The 18802-nt window shown below is 64.9% G+C and carries 20 protein-coding genes; 11 read left to right on the top strand and 9 right to left on the bottom strand.

Features of this window, described 5'->3' with window-relative positions:
• The first annotated feature begins 128 nt into the window (after positions 1–128).
• The 3 genes from glnS to QN413_RS22585 all read left to right on the top strand — a co-directional run bounded on the left by glnS (position 129) and on the right by QN413_RS22585 (position 3743).
• On the top strand, positions 129–2033 hold the full coding sequence (gene glnS / locus QN413_RS22595; protein ID WP_323498839.1) for a glutamine--tRNA ligase: 1905 nt from the start codon (positions 129–131) through the stop codon (positions 2031–2033).
• A 313-nt stretch (positions 2034–2346) separates the two neighbouring features.
• Positions 2347–3045: a glutathione S-transferase family protein gene (locus QN413_RS22590; protein ID WP_323498838.1), complete on the top strand. Its 699-nt coding sequence runs from the start codon at positions 2347–2349 to the stop codon at positions 3043–3045.
• Positions 3042–3743, top strand: coding sequence for an SDR family NAD(P)-dependent oxidoreductase (locus QN413_RS22585; RefSeq protein ID WP_323498837.1), 702 nt, complete (start codon positions 3042–3044; stop codon positions 3741–3743). Before QN413_RS22590 ends, QN413_RS22585 begins: the two co-directional genes overlap by 4 nt.
• 170 nt (positions 3744–3913) lie before the next feature.
• Here the strand turns inward: QN413_RS22585 and QN413_RS22580 are convergent, their stop codons facing one another.
• Both QN413_RS22580 and QN413_RS22575 read right to left on the bottom strand, forming a co-directional pair.
• Positions 3914–4222 (bottom strand): LysE family translocator, encoded by a 309-nt coding sequence (locus tag QN413_RS22580; RefSeq protein ID WP_323498835.1) that lies wholly within the window; start codon positions 4220–4222, stop codon positions 3914–3916.
• Positions 4223–4264: 42 nt separating this feature from the next.
• The gene (locus QN413_RS22575; RefSeq protein WP_323498834.1) at positions 4265–5209 is read right to left on the bottom strand and encodes a LysR family transcriptional regulator; all 945 of its coding nucleotides are present in this window, start codon (positions 5207–5209) and stop codon (positions 4265–4267) included.
• 102 nt (positions 5210–5311) lie between these two features.
• Here QN413_RS22575 and QN413_RS22570 point away from each other — a divergent pair, with 102 nt between their 5' ends.
• The 3 genes from QN413_RS22570 (at position 5312) to QN413_RS22560 (ending at position 7273) form a co-directional block, all read left to right on the top strand.
• Entirely contained in the window at positions 5312–6091 is a 780-nt protein-coding gene (locus QN413_RS22570; RefSeq protein ID WP_323498833.1) for an SDR family oxidoreductase, read from the top strand.
• Positions 6092–6249: 158 nt separating this feature from the next.
• The gene (locus tag QN413_RS22565) at positions 6250–6864 is read left to right on the top strand and encodes a nucleotidyltransferase domain-containing protein (RefSeq protein ID WP_323498832.1); all 615 of its coding nucleotides are present in this window, start codon (positions 6250–6252) and stop codon (positions 6862–6864) included.
• Complete coding sequence (locus QN413_RS22560; RefSeq protein WP_323498831.1) at positions 6857–7273, top strand: hypothetical protein; 417 nt, start codon at positions 6857–6859, stop codon at positions 7271–7273. The genes QN413_RS22565 and QN413_RS22560 overlap by 8 nt, the downstream gene beginning before the upstream one ends.
• A gap of 1 nt (position 7274) precedes the next feature.
• Here the strand turns inward: QN413_RS22560 and QN413_RS22555 are convergent, their stop codons facing one another.
• Complete coding sequence (locus QN413_RS22555; protein ID WP_323498830.1) at positions 7275–7901, bottom strand: LysE family translocator; 627 nt, start codon at positions 7899–7901, stop codon at positions 7275–7277.
• 262 nt (positions 7902–8163) lie between these two features.
• On the opposite strand from QN413_RS22555, the gene QN413_RS22550 reads away from it, so the two are divergent.
• The gene (locus QN413_RS22550; protein WP_323498829.1) at positions 8164–8664 is read left to right on the top strand and encodes a hypothetical protein; all 501 of its coding nucleotides are present in this window, start codon (positions 8164–8166) and stop codon (positions 8662–8664) included.
• Positions 8665–8698: 34 nt separating this feature from the next.
• Here QN413_RS22550 and QN413_RS22545 read toward each other — a convergent pair whose 3' ends face one another.
• Genes QN413_RS22545 through QN413_RS22525 form a run of 5 tightly spaced genes read right to left on the bottom strand, consistent with a single transcriptional unit; the run spans position 8699 to position 14588 of the window.
• Positions 8699–10441: an acetyl/propionyl/methylcrotonyl-CoA carboxylase subunit alpha gene (locus QN413_RS22545; protein WP_323498828.1), complete on the bottom strand. Its 1743-nt coding sequence runs from the start codon at positions 10439–10441 to the stop codon at positions 8699–8701.
• Positions 10438–12063, bottom strand: coding sequence for an urea amidolyase family protein (locus QN413_RS22540; protein WP_323498853.1), 1626 nt, complete (start codon positions 12061–12063; stop codon positions 10438–10440). The genes QN413_RS22545 and QN413_RS22540 overlap by 4 nt, the downstream gene beginning before the upstream one ends.
• Positions 12064–12086: 23 nt before the next feature.
• Positions 12087–12854, bottom strand: coding sequence for a 5-oxoprolinase subunit PxpA (locus QN413_RS22535; RefSeq protein ID WP_323498827.1), 768 nt, complete (start codon positions 12852–12854; stop codon positions 12087–12089).
• Positions 12855–12861: 7 nt separating this feature from the next.
• Positions 12862–13818 (bottom strand): DUF979 domain-containing protein, encoded by a 957-nt coding sequence (locus tag QN413_RS22530; protein WP_187051243.1) that lies wholly within the window; start codon positions 13816–13818, stop codon positions 12862–12864.
• A gap of 2 nt (positions 13819–13820) precedes the next feature.
• Positions 13821–14588: a DUF969 domain-containing protein gene (locus QN413_RS22525; RefSeq protein ID WP_323498826.1), complete on the bottom strand. Its 768-nt coding sequence runs from the start codon at positions 14586–14588 to the stop codon at positions 13821–13823.
• A gap of 242 nt (positions 14589–14830) precedes the next feature.
• On the opposite strand from QN413_RS22525, the gene QN413_RS22520 reads away from it, so the two are divergent.
• Both QN413_RS22520 and QN413_RS22515 read left to right on the top strand, forming a co-directional pair.
• Entirely contained in the window at positions 14831–15466 is a 636-nt protein-coding gene (locus QN413_RS22520) for a GntR family transcriptional regulator (protein WP_416352225.1), read from the top strand.
• Between the two features lie 41 nt (positions 15467–15507).
• Positions 15508–16056: a pseudouridine synthase gene (locus tag QN413_RS22515; protein WP_323498824.1), complete on the top strand. Its 549-nt coding sequence runs from the start codon at positions 15508–15510 to the stop codon at positions 16054–16056.
• 19 nt (positions 16057–16075) lie between these two features.
• On the opposite strand, the gene QN413_RS22510 is transcribed toward QN413_RS22515, so the two are convergent.
• Complete coding sequence (locus QN413_RS22510) at positions 16076–16657, bottom strand: hypothetical protein (protein ID WP_323498823.1); 582 nt, start codon at positions 16655–16657, stop codon at positions 16076–16078.
• Positions 16658–16837: 180 nt separating this feature from the next.
• Here QN413_RS22510 and QN413_RS22505 point away from each other — a divergent pair, with 180 nt between their 5' ends.
• The gene (locus QN413_RS22505; RefSeq protein ID WP_323498822.1) at positions 16838–17782 is read left to right on the top strand and encodes a peptidoglycan DD-metalloendopeptidase family protein; all 945 of its coding nucleotides are present in this window, start codon (positions 16838–16840) and stop codon (positions 17780–17782) included.
• A gap of 137 nt (positions 17783–17919) precedes the next feature.
• Entirely contained in the window at positions 17920–18798 is an 879-nt protein-coding gene (locus QN413_RS22500; RefSeq protein WP_323498820.1) for a restriction endonuclease, read from the top strand.
• Positions 18799–18802: the final 4 nt, after the last annotated feature.

Raw genomic sequence — 18802 nt, 5'->3', positions numbered from 1 at the left:
TGATGGACACATTCAAGATGAACGGCCGAGAAGTGTATTCAACGCGCCTCGTGCAAAGCCGGTGTACTCGATCATGTGAAGAATGTTGCCAAGTGTTTCTTGCGCATACCCCCCTTTAAAATGCCGAGATGACTCCTCCGACCCCTGAAGACGGTGGCAAAAAACCGTCGTCGGCGCCCGCAAAAGCGCCTACAAAAACGGCTGCAACCGCTCCCGTCGCACCCAGTAATTTCCTGCGCCACGTGATCGAGAACGACCTCGAAAACGGCACCTATGCACAACGCCAGTGGGGTGGATCGCCTGGCGACGCCGCCCATCACATGGCGGGCATGCATGACCCGGCCAAAGTGCGCATGCGCTTCCCACCCGAGCCCAACGGCTACCTGCATCTGGGCCACGCCAAGAGCATCTGGCTCAACTTCGAGATGGCGAAGGAATACGGCGGCGTGTGCCACCTGCGCTTCGACGACACCAACCCTGAAAAAGAAGAGCAGGAGTATGTCGACTCGATCCGTAATGCGGTCGAATGGCTCGGCTATGAAACCTTGTTGGCCGACGGACAGGCGGGGCCGGGCTTATCGAATGCAGCCGGCGCGCCCGGCACGATGCAGCCGCACGAGTACTTTGCCAGTAACTACTTCGACTTCATGTACCGGGCAGCCGAGTACCTGATCGAAGCCGGATTCGCCTACGTCGACGAGCAAACGCCCGATCAAATGCGCGCAAGCCGAGGCGACTTCAACACGCCCGGCACCGACAGCCCGTTTCGCACTCGCACGCCCGCGGAGAACCTTGCGCGCTTTCGCGAGATGCGCGACGGCAAGCTCGACGACGGCGCGGCCATCCTGCGCGCCAAGATCGACATGGCGAGCCCGAACATCAACATGCGCGACCCCGCGCTGTACCGCATTCGTCGCGCCACGCACCACAACACCGGCGACAAATGGTGCATCTACCCGATGTACACCTTCGCGCATCCCATCGAAGACGCGCTGGAGCAGATCACCCATTCCATCTGCACATTGGAATTCGAAGACCAGCGTCCGTTCTACGACTGGCTGCTCGACCGCCTCGCCGAAGGCGGGCTCATCGCCAGCCCGCACCCGCGCCAATACGAATTCGCGCGCCTCAACGTCACCCACGTCATCACCAGCAAACGCAAGCTGCGCCAACTGGTCGAAGAAGGCCACGTCGACGGTTGGGACGACCCGCGCATGCCTACGCTCGCCGGCCTGCGCCGCCGCGGCTACACGCCCGAAGCGCTGCGCCTATTCTGCGAACGAAGCGGCGTGACCAAGTCCGGCGGCTGGATCGACTACGCGAGCCTGGAGGCCGCCCTGCGCGACACGCTCGACCCCATCGCTTCGCGCGCCATGGCGGTGCTGGATCCGGTCAAGTTGGTCATCACCAATTGGGGCGAATTGATGGGCGGCCCGACCAAAGATGAAAGCGTTCTGGACGACTGCACCGCGCCCAACAACCCGCACAAGCCCGACGACGGCCTGCGCCACTTCAAGATCGGCCGCGAGGTGTGGATCGAACGCACGGACTACGAAGACGTCCAGCCCAAAGGCTTCTTCCGCCTGTTCCCCGGCAACAAGGTGCGGCTGAAATACGGCCACACGATCGAATGCGTCGGCGGCACGCGCGATGCGAGCGGCAAGTTGCTCGAAGTGCAAGCGCTGCTGGTGCCCGACACCAAGAGCGGCACGCCGGGCGCCGATGCGGTGAAGGTGAAGGGCAACATCACATGGGTGGCAGTGGCAGACGCGCTGCCAGCGGAGGTGCGTTTGTATGAGCGGCTGTTCGCGGCAGAGAAGCCGGGGAGCGGGGAGTTGATGGACGAACTGAACAAGAACAGTTTGGTGACTGCCGCTGCATTCGTCGAGCCTTCATTGGCCGGGGCTGCGGAAGGCGGGGCGGGGTTTCAGTTCGAGCGGCACGGGTACTTCGTGGTGGATGCGAAGGCGGCGGCTGAGGGTGGGCGCGTTTTCAATCGGGCTGCGGGGATGCGGGACGGGTGGGCTAGATAGTTCGTCCTGCGGTGGAGGTGTCAGGATTTTTGTGTTCGAGGCGGGTTGGATTGATTCGCTCTCGGGTAATTCTCTAATGCCTTCAGGCCCCTGTCAGGCCGCTGGAGGCACCCCGGCCCTGCTGGCCACGTGAGACTGCGTCCTTCCAGCTGGCGTAGTCCAGCGAGTTGCAGGTCAGGTGCACGATGCATGGTTGCACGCGCGGTCTGATCCCTGTCGTCAAACTATGCCTCGAACTCAAATTCAGGACGAGCTCCAAAGCGCAAAAGCGTGAGCCGCTCCACAATCGATTCCCTTTCCACAAAGCGCCACCATGATGAAACTCTACTATCACCCCTCGCCGAACCCCGCCAAAGTAGCGCTGTTCCTTGAGGAAGCCGGTCTCGAGTACGAACTTGTGCCTGTTGACACTCGCAAGGGCGACCAGCACCTGCCGGCTTTTACCGCGATCAACCCGAACGCCAAGACTCCGGCGCTTGTCGACGGGGATGCGGTTGTCTTCGACAGCAACGCCATTCTTCTCTACCTCGCCGAAAAGACCGGCCAGTTTCTTCCCGAGAACACGCCGGCTGCGCGCGCGGAAATGCTCTCGTGGCTGATGTTCGTGGCCACCGGCATCGGTCCCTACTCGGGACAGGCCGTGCACTTCAAGCACTTCGCACCCGAGCCCAAAGTCTACGCGTTGAACCGCTACGATTTCGAGGCGTGGCGTCATTGGAAGATCGTGGACGCGCGTCTCGCTGATCGTCACTGGATGCTCGGCGACCGCTACACGGTGGTGGACATGGCCGTATGGGGCTGGGCGCGCGCCGTGCCGTTCGTGCTCGGCGCCGAAGCGTGGCAGGAGCTCCCCAACGTGAAGCGCCTTCTCGATGAAGTCAACGCGCGTCCAGCAGCGCAGCGCGCCGAGGCATTGAAGGCCAAGCACGCCTACAAGGCCGAAATGGACGAAGGCGCCAAACAGGCGATGTTTCCGCAGAACGCTCGCCTCGCCACGGAAGGGGCGGCGTGACCGTTTTGCCGTACCGGCGCGCACTGATCGTTGGCGCCGGTCCCGGTCTCGGCGCCAGCCTGGCGCGAGCCTTTGCAGGCGAGTGCGGAATGCGCGTCGCGGTCGCAGCGCGCCGACGCGAGCCACTCGAAGCGATTGCCTCCGAGACCGGCGCAGCGCCGATCGTGGCCGATGCAAGTGACGGAGCCGCCGTCGACGCGCTGTTCGATGCGGCCGAACTGGCGCTTGGTGGCGCGCCCGACGTCGTCGTTTACAACGCGAGCCAGCGCGTTCGGGGATCGTTCGTCGACGTCGATGCCGAAGCGGTCGCGCGCGCGGTCGACGTCACAGCGATCGCCGCCTTTCGCGTCGCCCAGCAAGCCGTGCGCCGGATGTTGCCGGATCGACACGGGGCGGTGTTATTCACCGGTGCTTCTGCTGGGATCAAGGGGTTCGCGCAATCGGCCGCGTTCGCGATGGGCAAGTTTGCGTTGCGTGGCCTCGCGCAGAGCATGGCGCGGGAGCTGGCGCCACAGGGCATCCACATCGCTCATGTCGTCGTCGACGGCGCAATCCGTCCCGTCGGTGTACCGAACAACGGCCAAGACTCGCTCCTCGACCCCGACGCGATTGCTGCCACCTACGTGCACCTGCTTGCGCAACCGCGCAGCGTCTGGTCCTGGGAGATCGAGGTGCGTCCTTGGGTCGAGCACTTCTGAGCGGCGTGCCGCGCTCAGACGACGATAACCGGATACGGCCACCTGGTGCCGCCGCAGCGGCATAAGCGGTTCGACGGCCGATGCTGTTTTAGTTGCCTCTCGCGCACGCGTCATGCGCGCCACAGAATGATTTCGCTTACAAGTCCGCGCGTGCGCCGCCGAGACTTGAATCAAGCAGTCCGCCGCGTCAACAGCAGCAGCCCGCCCATCAAGGTGAACAACCCACCACACACGCGATTGGCCCAGCGCAGCGGCCCGCTCCGGCGCAGCAGTGGGGCCAAGCGCGACACGCTGAGCGCACAGGTCGTGAGCACCGTGAACTCCAAGACCATGAAGGTCAGCGCGAGGATCGCGAACTGCGGCGCCATCGGCGCAGACAGGTTCAAAAATTGCGGGAAAAACGCCGCGAAGAACAGCACGGCCTTGGGGTTGCTCGCGCCGACCAGCAAGCCCTGCAGGTAGAACGACCGGCGCGGCACGCTGGTGGCGTCGCTGCCATCGACCTCCTAACGTCGAAAACCTCATTTCCCCTGAATCAAAACATCCCAAGGCGCAGGTTTCGGGAACACCTCTTCCAGAAATCCCACAAACGCCATCACATTCGGATTTCCCCGCCGACTTTCTGGCCAGAGCGCGGTGATATCGAACTTGTCGCTCAATATGAACTGCGTGAGCACCGGCACCAGTTCACCGCGCCCGACATAGGGCGCAGCGATATACGTGGGCGAGATGCCGACACCGCCGCCCGCAGCAAGGATCGCCGCAACAGCATCACTGACGTCAACCACGATCCCAGCGTCGGGCAATATTTCCAGCACGCGTTTGCCAACATGAAACGGCCAGCGCAATGTCTGCCCCGAGCTTTGATAGCGGAAGTTCACGCACTCGTGCGCCGCCAGGTCTTCGGGATGTTGCGGGGTGCCGTGCTTGGCCAGATACGCCGGCGAGGCGAAGGCGCACAGCCGATGCGGAGCGAGTCGACGCGAGATGAGGCGGCTGTCCACCACGTGCCCGACGCGGACGGCCACGTCGATGCCCTCCTCGATCAGGTCGGTGACGCGATCGCCCAATCGCAAGTCGACCGACAGCTTGGGATAGCGCTCGCGAAATCGCGGCAACGCAGGCGCCAGCAGGTTGACGCCGATCGGCAGCGGCGCAGTGACCTTGATGGTGCCGGACGGCTCGCCGCGCGCTGCCACCGCCGCCTGCTCGATCTCTTCGACGGCTTGTAGCAGGCGAAGCGCCCGCTCGTGCATATCGCGCCCCTCGGAAGTGAACGTGAGCGCGCGCGTGGTGCGGGTGAATAGCGTTAACCCGAGGCTGGTTTCCAGCCGCTGAACGCTCTTGCTCACGGCCGATGGCGACACCGACAGCGCACGGGCCGCTGCGGTGAAGCTGCCGAGCGAGGCCGTGCTTGCGAATGCAATGAGTCCGGTGAGCCGGTCGAGATTTATTTGTTCCTTCATGGCATGAGTAAATCAACTTATAGCCTGGTTATCAACTGTTTGGTGAATCCTTAGTCTCTCCAGACACCGACACCAACCGGGTGCCGACCACAGGAATTCACAATGACCACCAGCCCTCCCACCATCTCTGATCTCACCAGCAACCCACTTTCCGAATCGTCTTCCGGCGCGCTCCAGGGGCAGACGGTCGTGCTGTTCGGCGGCACGTCCGGCATCGGATTGGCGGCTGCCATCCAGGCCAAGGCAGCGGGCGCCAAGGTCATCGTCATCGGCTCGAAAGCCGAGCGCGCGCAGCAGGCAGCCACGGCCAACGGCCTGGACGGCTGGCGCGCAGCTGATGTCACGCGCAGCGAAACCATCACCACCGCGCTGGTCGACATCGCGCAGGTCGACCACTTGGTGCTGCTGGCCGGCAGCTTCGTGGCGGGCAAGGTGCGGGAGGCCGAGGTCGACTACCTGCGCAGGGCGTTCGACGAGCGCATCTGGGCGGCAGTGCATACGATCCGCGCGCTGGGCGACCGGCTGTCGAAGAACGGGTCGATCACCTTCATCTCCGGCGCGCTGTCGGACCGCCCGAACGCCTACGGCACCGCAGTGCTGGGCGCAGCGTCCGCCGCGATGGAGGCGCTGGCGCGCGGGCTGGCGCTGGAACTGGCGCCGACGCGGGTCAACACCTTGTCGCCCGGCATCACGGACACGCCCCTGCTCGGCCGGGCGTTCGGCGATGGGCTCGACGCGTTCGTGTCCGGCCTGAAGGAAAAGCTGCCCCTGCATCGCCTCGTCACCGCCGCAGAAGCCGGCGCCGCCGTGGTGTTTCTGATGACCAACGGTGGGATGAATGGGGAGACGCTGCACATCGATGGGGGGTCGCGGCTGGTGTGAGCGGTGTGCGTGCGCGTGGATCTGGTGACGCCGCGCGACTTGCCCGTCCAGTTCCGCGATCTGCTACGGGCTGAGGCCAAGCCGGTATAAGTTTGCCGCGCCACCAGCAGGAACCCGTCCGCCAACGAATACCCAATTTGGGCATAATACAACCCATTATGGGTACGATCACTCGGGTATCACCTTCTGCAAGCCTCGCGGACGCCTTGTTCCCCAAGGTGCGGCAGCGCGTCCTGGGTGTGCTGTTCGGCAATCCGACGCGCAGTTTCTACGCCAACGAGGTGATTACCCTCGCGCAATCCGGTAGCGGCGCCGTTCAACGCGAACTGGCAGGGCTGGCAGGAGCCGGGTTGCTCACCGTGTCGCGCCTGGGCAATCAGAAGCACTACCAGGCCAATGCCGATGCGCCGGTGTTCGCCGAATTGCGCGGGCTGGTGGTCAAAACCTCTGGTGTGACCGACGTGTTGCGTGCCGCCTTGCTGCCGCTGGCGTCGCAAATCCAGGTGGCGTTTGTATTCGGCTCGGTGGCGAGCCAACAGGACACTGCGCAGAGCGACATCGACGTGTTGGTGGTGAGCGCGAGCCTAGGCTACGGCGAGCTGTTCGGCGCCCTGGAGCCGGCCACCGTCACGCTCGGACGCACGGTGAATCCCACGCTCTACACCCCTGGCGATCTGGCTCAACGCAGCGCGCAAGACAACGCGTTTGTCGTGCGTGTGCTCGACCAGCCAAAGATCTGGTTGATCGGCAACGACGAGGTGCTGAATGACTGATCCGCTCGGCAACCTGTGCGGTCCCGGCAAGGCGCTGCGAGCCGAAGCGCCTGATGCTGCTGAGATCTCCGGTTTGCTTCGCAGCGGCCTGGCCCGGTTGAATGATGCAGGGAACACGAGTTTGTCACTCGAAAGCCGATTCGACCTTGCCTACAACGCCGCCCACGCGCTTTGCCTGGCCGCACTGCGCCGCAAGGGCTATCGCTCGGGCAATCGCTACGTCGTGTTCCAGGTGCTGCCGCATACGCTCGGCTTGGGACCCGAGGTGTGGCGGGTGCTCGACAAATGCCACAACACGCGCAACCTCGGCGAATACGAAGGGCTGCTCGAAGTCGATGAGCGCCTGGTGGATGGCCTGATACACGCGACCCGTGCGGTCGCGAAGGCGCTTCAGCTGGATCAGTCTTGAATCAAGCAGTCCGCCGCGTCAACAGCAGCAGCCCGCCCATCAAGGTGAACAATCCACCACACACGCGATTGGCCCAGCGTAGCGGCCCGCTCCGGCGCAGCAGTGGGGCCAAGCGCGACACGCTGAGCGCACAGGTCGTGAGCACCGTGAACTCCAAGACCATGAAGGTCAGCGCGAGGATCGCGAACTGCGGCGCCATCGGCGCAGACGGGTTCAAAAATTGCGGGAAAAACGCCGCGAAGAACAGCACGGCCTTGGGGTTGCTCGCGCCGACCAGCAAGCCCTGCAGGTAGAACGACCGGCGCGGCACGCTGGCCGCGCCCTTGTCGACGCTCAGCACCGACGCGTCGCTCCGGAAGGTCTTGATGCCGAGCCAGACGAGATAGGCCGCGCCGATGAGCTTGGCCGTCGTGAAGGCGGTTTCCGATGCGGCCAGCAGCGCGCCCAAGCCGGCTGCCGAGAGCAGCATGACCATCAGCACGGCTGTCACCGACCCTGCCACGGAAGTCATCGCGCGCCGCGTGCCATGGTTCAGCGCGTTGGTCATGCACATGAGCATGGTGGGGCCGGGGGTTGCGATGAGCAGCGCGACCGCTGCGACATACAGGAGGTAAGTGGAGAGCGTCATGGGCCAAAGTATGCGGGAGCCGGGTCGATGTCTGGCGCTGCGAACCGCTTCCGGCAATCCCGCAGCGTTACGCCCAGGTGACGCTAAAAAGTCCTGCGCATGCGCTCCTCGAGGGCTTTGCCACCGCCAGCGCACTCATCGCTCTGTTCCAACGGGCTTTCGACTTGACACCGACGCGGTTCGATACTTTGCGCCCGCCGCTGACAGCGCGGCGCGGTGACGACGATCAACATCGAACACCGTTGCTTAGCTCCACCAGTCCATGAAAGCCTTCCTCCGTCTCTACTCCGTCGTTCATGCGCTCATGGCGTTGCTCTTTGCCGGCGCCAGCATCGCGCTCATGGTCATCGCAGCGCACAACGGCTGGATGGCCATGACCGGCGGCGTCGACACGACTGCGGGCGAAGCGGTGATCGAGGCGATCGGCCTGCTGGCCGCTGCGGTGGTGGCGCTTCAGATTTCGCAGACCATCACGGAGGAAGAGGTCATTCGCGACGCGCACATCGGCGCACCGACACGCGTGCGGCGCTTCCTCTCGCGCTTCATGGTGGTGATCGTGGTCGCCATCGCAGTCGAGGCACTGGTCGCCACCTTCAAGTCGCGCGAGAAGCCCGAGCTCATGCTCCACGCCGCCGCGATGTTCTGTGCGGTGGGGATCGTGCTGGCTGGCTGGGGCGTGTTCATTCGGCTCAATCGCTATGCTGAAGAATTGGAGCCGGAAGCGATGGCGGAGGCGAAGAAAGAGGACGCGAAGCTCGAGTAGCCCTCGCGAAGCCAATGGTGTCCTGGCTTGCCGTCTATCGGATCTCCGCAATGCCCGTCCCGGCCGTGATGTAGGCGCCCTGCTCCACCTTGAGCGCGATGCGACCCGCGCGATGTGCAGCCACCTGCATCTCCATCTTCATGGCCTCCATCGACGCGATGGGGTCGCCTGCAGCGACGGTGTCTCCATCGGCGACTTTCCAAGATTGAAGCGTGCCGGTGATCGGCGCGGCGACCGTTGCGGGGTCGATCTCTATGGCGATGGCGAGCGCTTTTGCTGCCGAAGTCCCGCCGCCAGAAGAACCCGACTGCAATCCACGGAGCAACTCGGCCGGCAACCCGAGCGCCATGCGGCGCCCATCGATCTCGATGGCGGTACGAGTCAACGGCGCGGCAGACACGCCAGGCTCGGAGCGCACTGCCGCAGCGAGCGTGTTCGCAAAGTCCGTTTCGATCCAGCGCGTGTGCACCTTGAATTCGTCCGCCGAGGTGAAGTCCCCGTGCGCCATGACCGCGCGGTGGAACGGCAGGACCGATGCCACGCCTTCGATGCGAAATTCCTTCAGCGCCCGACGTGCGCGCGCAATGGCTTGCGCGCGCGTGGCGCCGGTGACGATGAGCTTGGCCATCAACGAATCGAAGGTGCCGGGCACCATCGATCCCGACACCACGCCGGTGTCGACGCGCACGCCCGGACCTGAAGGCGCATCGAACACACGCACCGTACCCGGCGCCGGCAGGAAGCCACGACCGACGTCCTCCGCGTTGATACGAAACTCGAAGGCATGGCCGCGCGGCACAGGCGTTTCGGTGATCGACAACGGCAGGCCATCGGCCACGCGCAATTGCTCGACCACGAGATCGATGCCCGACGTCTCTTCAGTGACCGGGTGCTCGACCTGCAGCCGCGTGTTCACTTCGAGGAACGAGATCGTGCCCGACGGACTCAGCAAAAACTCAACCGTGCCAGCGCCAACATAGCCCGCCTTCGCACAGATGTCCCGTGCCGACGCATGGATGCGCTCGCGTTGCGCATCGGTGAGGAACGGCGCGGGCGCCTCCTCGACCAGCTTCTGGTTGCGGCGTTGCAGCGAGCAATCGCGCGTGCCGAGCACCACGACGCGACCGTGCGTGTCGGCGATGACTTGCGCCTCGATATGGCGCGGGCGATCGAGGAACTGCTCGACGAAACACTCGCCACGACCGAAGGCGGTGATGGCTTCGCGCACCGCGGATTCGAAGCAATCGGCGACCTCGTCCATGCGCCATGCCACCTTGAGCCCACGACCGCCGCCACCGAAAGCGGCCTTGATCGCGATCGGCAAGCCATGCTGCTCGGCAAAGGCGACGACCTCCTGCGCGTTGTTCACCGGGCCCGGCGTTCCGGCGACCAGCGGTGCGCCGACTTCGAGCGCGATCTTGCGTGCCTGCACCTTGTCGCCGAGCGCGTCGATGGCTTCCGGCGGTGGGCCGACCCAGATCAGCCCCGCGCCGATCACGGCGCGTGCGAAGCCCGCGTTCTCCGACAGAAAGCCGTAACCGGGATGTACCGCGTCCGCACCCGACCGTGCCGCCACGGCCAGCAGCTTCTCGATGTGCAGATAGGTGTCGGCGGGCCGCTGGCCGTCGAGTCCGTAGGCTTCATCGGCCATGCGCGTATGCAGCGCGTCGAGGTCGGCGTCGGCATAGACCGCCACCGATTTCGCACCGTAGTCGGCACAGGCGCGCACGATGCGCACGGCGATTTCGCCACGGTTGGCAATGAGGACTTTTTTCATGGCGTGATGTCGAATTCGAAAGGCTGGATCGGGTTGAAGCGCACGCGGGCGCCAATGGGGATTTGCCCAGCGCGGTCGAGGTGATGGGTCGCGACAGCACCGATGACCGGATAGCCACCGGTGAGCGGATGGTCGGCCAGGAACAGCACAGGCTGTCCGCTCGGCGGCACCTGGATGGCGCCGAGCGCAGTGCCTTCGCTCGGGAGTTCGGCCGGGTTCGAACGCGTCAGCGACTGCGCGCCCGCAAGCCGCAAGCCGACGCGGTTGGACTGCGGTGTGACGGTCCAGGTCTGGCTTGCCAGCAGCGCGACCGCCTCGGGCGTGAACCAGTCGGTGCGCGGACCCATCACCACGTCGAGCGTGACGACCTCGTGTGTCGTAGGCAGGTCGTGCGGCGGCTGCTCGGGGGCACCGACGATGGCGCCGACCGTCGAGCGGTGGATCGGCAGCGTGTCGCCTGCGGCGACAGGTGCAGGGCCGACGTTGGCCAGCGTGTCGGTGGACCGACTGCCGAGCACCGGCGCGGCCGTGAAGCCGCCGCGCACTGCAAGGTAGCTGCGAATGCCTGCGCGCGGTTCGCCGAGCACGACGCTGTCGCCATCCGAAAGTGCGATGGCCTGGTAACCCGAAGCTGCGAGCCGCAGACCGCTCGCGGTCGTTACTTCGATTGGTGCCTCGGCGCCGGTGAACGCCACGACAGCGTCGCCATGGCACACCGCATGAAAGCCGCCGTAGACGATCTCCACGCAAGCCGCATCGCTGGGATTGCCGACGAGTCGGTTCGCCGCGCGCAAGGCGCCCTGGTCCATCGCACCCGAGGCCGACACGCCCTGCCCGGCCTGGCCGTGACGGCCCAGGTCCTGGAAGAGTGCCTGCAGGCCGGTGCTGCGGATTTCGAGTGACGAACCTTCGTGTGCTGCGCCCGGCGCTGCTGGCGATGCCGTTGATGTTGTTGTGGCTGTCGATGGCCCGGCAACCAGGGCTGGCGGCGCCAGCGCAACGGCAGCCCGTTGCGTCACATCGACGAAGCGAACGCGAAAGCCTGGCTGCAACAACGCTGGCACGTCGCGCGACAGATCCCACATCGGTGTTGCCGTCACGCCGATGATCTGCCAGCCACCGGGGCTGGCCTGCGGATAGACACCGCTGAACTGCCCCGCGAGCCCAACCGCGCCGGCCGGGATGCGCGTGCGCGGCGTGGTGCGGCGCGGCACGTCGAGGCCAGGATCACCGCCGCTCAGATAAGCGAAGCCGGGTGCGAAGCCGGTGAACGCCACCGTGTACTCGCTGCCGGTATGGCGCCGGATGACCTCCTCCCGCGTGATACCGAGCATCTGCGCGACCTCGTCGAGATCCTCGCCGCTGTAGCTGACCGGAATCTGGATCAACGTCGACGTCCGCTCGACGGTCGCGTCCAGGCTGCGTGCGCCGATCGCAGCGACCAGCGCCGCGCGCGACACCATCGACGGGCGATAGCGAACCAGCAACGTGCGCGCCGCCGGCACCAGCTCTTCGATGCCACGGAGGGGCTCGGAGTGCAGCGAGGCCAGCAGGGCCAGCGTCTGCGGCAGATCGTCGAGCTCGACCAGCAGCGCATCCAGGTTGACGGGCAGAAAACGCATCGTCGATCGCTTGATCGACGCCTTCATCGATCGGCCTCGACGAATGACCGGATCACCACGCCGGAGCGCTCCAGCAGCGCCCTCACTTCGCGCGCCATCTCCACCGCGCCGGGACTGTCGCCGTGCACGCAGACCGAGTCCGCCTCGATGCGCACGGTACTGCCGTCGATGGCCGTCACGACGCCTTCGGTCGCCAGCGTCAACATGCGTGCCGCAACCTCGTGCGGATCGTGCAGCACCGCGCCTTTTTCACGCCGCGACACCAGTGCGCCGTCCGGCATGTACGCGCGATCGGCGAAGGCCTCGGCGATGGTGCGCAAGCCGCTGGCACGGGCCCATCCGATCAACGGCGAGCCGGCCAGCGCGACGAGACAGAGCGATGAATCGATCGCGCGGATGGCCGCGATCACGTCGCGCGCCTGCCGTTCGTCGTGCGCGATGGTGTTGTACAGCGCGCCGTGCGGCTTGACGTAGCGCACCGTCGTGCCGGCCGCTGTCGCCATGCCCTTCAGCGCACCGATCTGGTAGATCACATCGGCCTGCAGGTCGGCGCTCGCCACGTCCATGTTGCGGCGGCCGAAGCCGGCGAGATCCGGGTACGCCACATGCGCGCCGACCGCCACGCCTCGCTCCTTCGCGCGTTTCAGCGTCTGCAGGATGCCGGCCGCATCGCCTGCATGAAAACCGCATGCCACGTTGGCACTGCTCACGATGCCGAGCATCGCATCGTCGTCGCCCATGCGCCAGGCACCGAGGCTTTCGCCGAGGTCGCTGTTCAGGTCCATCTGCATACCGAACTCAGCGGAACATGAGGAAGTACAACAGGAAGACGTTGCACGCCAGCAGCGTGAGCGCCGTGGGTACCTGCGCGCGAATCACCGCGTTCTTGTCCGGCAACTCCAGCAGCGCGGCGGGCACGATGTTGAAGTTGGCGGCCATCGGCGTGAGCAAGGTGCCGCAATAGCCCGAGAGCATGCCGATCGCGGCCATTACCGCCGGGTTGCCGTGGTAGACGCCGACCAGGATCGGCACGCCGACGCCGCCTGCCATCACGGGGAAGGCCGCGAAGCCGTTGCCCATGATCACCGTGAAGAGCGCCATACCGATCACGTAGACCGCCACCGCGAAGAAGCGCACGTCCATGTTGATGTAGGTGGTGGTGATGTGCGCGACGGCCTTGCCTACACCAGCGTCGGCGAACACGAGCCCCAGCATGCCCAGCATCTGCGGCAGCACCAGCGCCCAGCCGAGCGCATCGGTCAGGCGGCGCGATTCACGGATGCCCTGCATGGGCGTTTCGTGTGTGAGCTTGCAGGCCAAAGCCAACGCGACGATGCAACCGACACCCAGGCTCACCAGCGTGGTGTTCTTCGGGTCGAGCAGTGGCACGCCGCCAAAGATCAGGTGGCTCGCGGAGAGCGTGCCGATCATGGTGACCACGGGAATCGCCAACGCCGGAATGAAGAGCTTGTTGCCGAGGCGTTTGGCGCTCTCCAGATATTGCGCTGGCGTGCGCGCCGCGTGATGGCCGATGCCCACACCGCCGAAGGCCGCGATCAGCGCCATGACGATGACGCCGACGCCGACCCACACCGGCGGAATGAAATCGCCGATGAGGAACACCAGCGCATAGAGCGCCCAGAAGAACGCGCTGGAGTAGCGCTTGGAATGATGCTTGTCCATCAGCGTCATCACGGCCGTGATGGCCAGGATGATGCCGACGAGGTCGTAGAGGTGGGTGATGGTGAGCGTCATGATCAGGCTCCCTTCACCGCGGCAGTGGCAGTGGCCGCGAGACTGGCCGTGACGTTGTCAGGGCCGACGTCCGATGGCGTCTGCCCACTCATCTCCTTGTTCAGCCACTTGTCGAGCCGCCGCAGGCGCCAGGCGTGGATCACGAAGGCGCACACGGCGGTCGGGATGCCCCACAGCGCCACATGGATCGGCTCGATTTCGATGCCCAATTCGCGCAGGATGGTGGTCATCAGCACGATGGCGCCAAAGGCCACGAAGATGTCTTCGCCGAAGAACAGGCCAACGTTGTCCGTCGCCGCCGAGAAGGCTCGCAACTTGTGGCGGACGCGATCGGGCAGCGCACCGAAACGGGCTTCGGCTGCACCTTCGGCCATCGGCGCGAGCAACGGCCGCACCATTTGCGGATGGCCGCCGAGGCTGGTGAGGCCGACGGCTGCGGTCAGCTGACGCGCCGCCAGGTAGACGATCAACAAGCGGCCCGAGGTGGCCGACTTGATGCTGCTGATCCAGCGCTGCGCGTGCTGCCGCAGCCCGTGCCGCTCGAGCAAACCGATGACCGCGAGCGGCAGCAGGATGATCAGCGGCAGGTTACGCGTCTTGATGAACCCGGTGCCGATGGTGGCGAGGATCTTGTCGACCGGAAAGTTCGCGGCAAAGGCGGTGACGATAGCCGTGACGATCACGACCAGCATCGGGTTGAAGCGCAGGATGAACCCCACGATGATGACGGCGACCCCGAGCAGGGGCCAGAGATTGATAGCAGTGGGCACGGCGGATACTCCTGAAAGTGATCGTGGGTGACTCAAGCACCCGGATGTTTGAATGAGTCAGTAGCTATTTATTGTTCAACAATTACAGAAGAATCGTTCGCAAGTTACGTGCCAATTCCTAGGGAATAACCCGACACTCGTTGAGCAATTGAACGCAGATGTGGCAACTCATCTGCTAAAACGCGGGGAATATGAGCCTGCCCGCTTCACCTTCCCCCGCGGTCCGGACGCTGAGCGAGCGCATGGCTGAAGAGCTCCGTCAGCGGATCACCCGCGGCGAGTTTTCACCCGGCCAGCGGCTCTCGGAGCAGACGTTGAGCGACAGTCTCGGCATTTCGCGCAACACGTTGCGCGAGGTGTTTCGCATGCTGACCAAGGACGGCCTGGTCAAGCACTCTCCGAACCGCGGCGTGTTCGTGGCGATTCCGAGCATTGCGTCGATCATCGACATCTATCGGGTGCGGCGCCTTATCGAATGCCAGGCGCTGGGCCAGGCCTACCCTCGGCATCCGGCCAAGAAGAAGATGCGCGACGCCGTCGAAACCGCGCTGCGCTGCCGCGCCGACAGCGACTGGCTCGGCGCGGGTACCGCCAACATGGCATTCCACATGGCCATCGTGGAGTTGGCCGACAGCGAGCGCCTCAACTTGCTCTTCGCGCAAGTGCTGGCCGAGTTGCGGCTGGCCTTCGGTTTGCTGCAAGACCCGGAGTTCCTGCACGCGCCGTATGTCGACATGAACATTAATATCCTCGAACTGGCCGAGAGCGGCGAATTCGCCCGCGCCGCTGCAGCGCTCAACGACTACCTGGTGCACTCCGAACGCATCGTGCTCGCGGTGTATGCGCGGCACATCAGCGATTCCGGCTGGGGCATTTGAGGCCGCGGCTATGCTGCCGCTCAATGTCTCCGCCTGTGTCGATGCCCCGCCTCATCTGCTTCAACAAGCCCTACGGCGTCCTCAGCCAATTCACCGCTGAAGGTCGCTGGCGAGGCCTGAAAGACTTCATCGACATCCCCGGCGTCTATGTGGCGGGCCGGCTCGATGCCGACAGCGAAGGGCTGTTGCTGCTCACCGACGACGGCCAGTTGCAGGCGCGCATCGCCGATCCGCGTTTCAAGATGGAGAAGACCTATTGGGTGCAGGTCGAAGGCGTGCCGACGGAGGCCACGCTGGCATCACTGCGCGCGGGTGTGCATTTGAACGACGGCATCACCCGCCCGGCCCGTGCGCGCCTGCTCGACCCGGCACCCGACGTGTGGGACCGGCAACCGCCGATCCGCGTCCGACAGGCGATTCCGACCGCATGGATCGAGCTGGCGATCAGCGAGGGCCGCAACCGGCAGGTGCGGCGCATGACGGCGGCCGTGGGCTTGCCGACACTGCGGCTGATTCGCGCCGCGATCGGGCCGTACACGCTCGACGGTCTTGCACCGGGAAGCATGAAGACGGCCACTGTCGCTGTGTGAGCGTCCGAGCGCGAGTGGCTCAGCGCTCGCCCAGGAACGCACCGTCGACCGGCTTTTTCATCCACTTGATGATGTCGCTGCCCAGCGTGTACGCCACGCTTCCGACCATGCTGCAGGTCGAGCGCGGCACGCCGAAGTAGATGAACATCTGACGCCGCGCGGTGAACTGCGTGGGTGCCATGCCCGGACGTTCGAGCGTGCCGTGGATGTCGACAATCTTGGGGCCGCCATAGATGCCGCCCGCGTTCGCCAGCAAGTCGGTGATTTCAATCTTCAACACCGGTGCCGCCTCGGCGCCTGCGGTCGCTGCAGGCAACAGATACAAAAGCGGTTCTTCGAGCTGGTCTTGCACGTTCTGGCGCAGCAATGCGGGCACGTCGCAGTTGTCGTCCGACTTCAAGATTTTTACGCCCTTGGGTGTGCTGCCATAGGTGATGCGCGGCATGACGATGCTGTTGCTCGCAGTGGCCGATGGTGGCGGCGGCTCCGGCGCGACCGGTCCGCGTGTGCCGCAAGCGCCGAGCAAACCGGCCGTGGCCAGTGCAGCAGCCAGCACGGTAAGCGCACGCGCAGCGCGGCCAACATTCTTCGAATGGATCAATCTGAACTCCCTGATTTTGTAAGCCGCGTTCAAGACGAAGCGGCCCGATTGTCATGGCGCCAAGCTGCCCGTTCGACGTCGCAGCCTTCGCTTGGCCGCGTGCAGTGTGACTTTGATGGCGGTTCGGTAACGCATGCGCTGGGCATCCTCCGGACACGAGGCGGTGGCTAGACTGGCGGCATGCCTTCACATCACACTTTTGTACTGCATCGGCGCTCGGCCATGCTCGGCGCGCTGGGGCTGGTTGCCCTGCCTGCCATTGCGGCGGTTACGGTCGGTAGTGCCGTCGCGGCGACGAAGATGCCTCATTCGCCCTCGCAAACCACACCATCGGCTGCAGATGTCTGGCCCAGCGCATCGCAGGTGCCGGGTGGCGTCGCGCGTCTGTCGCTCGGCCCGGCCGCCACGCGACCTCGGGCGACGACGACCAGCGACGTGCCCTTGCTGGTGCTAGGCGATCCGATCGAATGGACGGCGATGGTCGGCATTCCGTTGGCCGCTTTACCCGGCGAAGGTCGCATCACGGTGCAAGTCAAAGACGATGCAGCGACGCGCGACATCCTCTACGCCATCGCGCCCAAGCAATATCGCGAGCAACGCCTCAATGTTGCCCCCGGCACGGTCGATCTCTCGCCCGCCGACCAGGCCCGCTACGAGCGCGAACGCGATCATCTGGCAATCGTCATGGCGACCTTCACCGAGCCCTTGCCGCAAGCGCAGTCGCTGCACATGCGCGTGCCGGTGCCGGGGCGTCGCTCCAGTTCGTTCGGACTGCGCCGCGTCTTCAACGGGCAGTCGCGCAATCCTCACAGCGGCATGGACATCGCCGCGGGCACCGGCACGCCGGTGCTGACGCCGATGCCGGGTCGCGTCATCGACACTGGCGACTACTTCTTCAACGGCAATACGGTCTGGCTCGACCATGGCGGCGGTCTGCTCACGATGTATTGCCATCTCAGCGCGATCGACGTGAAGCCCGGTGACGTGCTGAAAACGAGCGAGCGCTTTGCAGCCGTCGGAGCAACCGGCCGCGTGACCGGGCCGCATCTGCATTGGTCGGTGATGCTCAACCGCGCGATGGTCGACCCGGCGCTGTTCGTGTTTTCGCCTGACGCCAAGCTTTAATCCGCATTTTCGTGAACTGGTTCGCGTGCGGTTTCGCTACGTTTTTGCTAGCGACTTCCAAGCGTGCGCATTGCGCTGTAAGCAGTTTTGCCTCATAAAGTCGGCGCGCCTCCCCATTTACGAAAGCACCGCCGGTCATGACAACGCAAATTACAGACGATCGCGCCAGCCCCGCCGCCCCGGTCATTCGTGCCCGCACGGGCAACGCGCTATTGGGAACCGGCCTGATGACGTTGGTTGCCGGCGTCGTGCTGCTGACCGTGATTCCGGCCCTGGTGCATGGCTCCATCGCCGAGCGCGTTGAACAGGCGCTGCGCCCGGCGGGCTGGGCCGCCTTGATTTTGGGTGCGGTGTTGTTGGGTTTGCACTACACGATGCGGCGCGGCAATGCGGCAGCAGAATGGGGTGGCTACAGCGAAGAGGCGCCGAAAGACGGTGGCGGCCGGTTGATGGACTCGTCATCGACATTCAAGCGAGAGCCCGTCCTCGAATTCGAGGAGACCTATCCTGCGCCCTCCCCATCCCTTTCGACGACCGAGGCGCTGTACGCGCTGCGCATGCCCGCCGCAACGCCATTCCAGCACCGTGAGCAGGCTTGGAGCCCACGGGTGCTGGCCACCATGCAATGGCAGCGCTTCGAGGCTTTGTCCGAAGCCTTCTTTGCGCAGGTCGGCTTTGCGACGCATGCCAAGTCGCACGGCGAGCAAGGCGGCGTCCACCTCTGGCTTCAATCGAAACGCATGGACGCGCCGCGCATCGTCCAGTGCAAGCATCGGCCCTCTAAGCCAGTCGGCCTGAAAGACCTGCGCGACTTCTTCGGCGTGATGAGGGCAAACCAGCTCAAGCACGGCAGCTACGTCACCAGCTCGACCTTCACGCCCGATGCGCTGGCCTTTGCCAAGGAGCACGGCATTCAGGCGCAAGACGGCGCGGCGCTGCTGAAGCTGATCGCCCTTCGCACGCCGGAGCAGCAGGCGGCGTTGCTCGCGGTGGCATACGGCGGCACGCCGGTTTGACCTA

The sequence above is a fragment of the Variovorax sp. LG9.2 genome, from assembly GCF_035018885.1.
In the GTDB taxonomy this organism is placed as follows: domain Bacteria; phylum Pseudomonadota; class Gammaproteobacteria; order Burkholderiales; family Burkholderiaceae_C; genus Variovorax.
This window is presented reverse-complemented; position numbering and strand designations above follow the sequence as displayed.

Coding starts and splice junctions, on each gene's coding strand:
- glnS (WP_323498839.1), top strand. CDS start 129: ATGACTCCTCCGACCCCTGAAGACGGTGGCAAAAAACCGTCGTCGGCG.
- QN413_RS22590 (WP_323498838.1), top strand. CDS start 2,347: ATGATGAAACTCTACTATCACCCCTCGCCGAACCCCGCCAAAGTAGCG.
- QN413_RS22575 (WP_323498834.1), bottom strand. CDS start 5,209: ATGAAGGAACAAATAAATCTCGACCGGCTCACCGGACTCATTGCATTC.
- QN413_RS22570 (WP_323498833.1), top strand. CDS start 5,312: ATGACCACCAGCCCTCCCACCATCTCTGATCTCACCAGCAACCCACTT.
- QN413_RS22565 (WP_323498832.1), top strand. CDS start 6,250: ATGGGTACGATCACTCGGGTATCACCTTCTGCAAGCCTCGCGGACGCC.
- QN413_RS22560 (WP_323498831.1), top strand. CDS start 6,857: ATGACTGATCCGCTCGGCAACCTGTGCGGTCCCGGCAAGGCGCTGCGA.
- QN413_RS22555 (WP_323498830.1), bottom strand. CDS start 7,901: ATGACGCTCTCCACTTACCTCCTGTATGTCGCAGCGGTCGCGCTGCTC.
- QN413_RS22550 (WP_323498829.1), top strand. CDS start 8,164: ATGAAAGCCTTCCTCCGTCTCTACTCCGTCGTTCATGCGCTCATGGCG.
- QN413_RS22545 (WP_323498828.1), bottom strand. CDS start 10,441: ATGAAAAAAGTCCTCATTGCCAACCGTGGCGAAATCGCCGTGCGCATC.
- QN413_RS22540 (WP_323498853.1), bottom strand. CDS start 12,063: ATGCGTTTTCTGCCCGTCAACCTGGATGCGCTGCTGGTCGAGCTCGAC.
- QN413_RS22535 (WP_323498827.1), bottom strand. CDS start 12,854: ATGCAGATGGACCTGAACAGCGACCTCGGCGAAAGCCTCGGTGCCTGG.
- QN413_RS22530 (WP_187051243.1), bottom strand. CDS start 13,818: ATGACGCTCACCATCACCCACCTCTACGACCTCGTCGGCATCATCCTG.
- QN413_RS22520 (WP_416352225.1), top strand. CDS start 14,831: ATGGCTGAAGAGCTCCGTCAGCGGATCACCCGCGGCGAGTTTTCACCC.
- QN413_RS22515 (WP_323498824.1), top strand. CDS start 15,508: ATGCCCCGCCTCATCTGCTTCAACAAGCCCTACGGCGTCCTCAGCCAA.
- QN413_RS22505 (WP_323498822.1), top strand. CDS start 16,838: ATGCCTTCACATCACACTTTTGTACTGCATCGGCGCTCGGCCATGCTC.
- QN413_RS22500 (WP_323498820.1), top strand. CDS start 17,920: ATGACAACGCAAATTACAGACGATCGCGCCAGCCCCGCCGCCCCGGTC.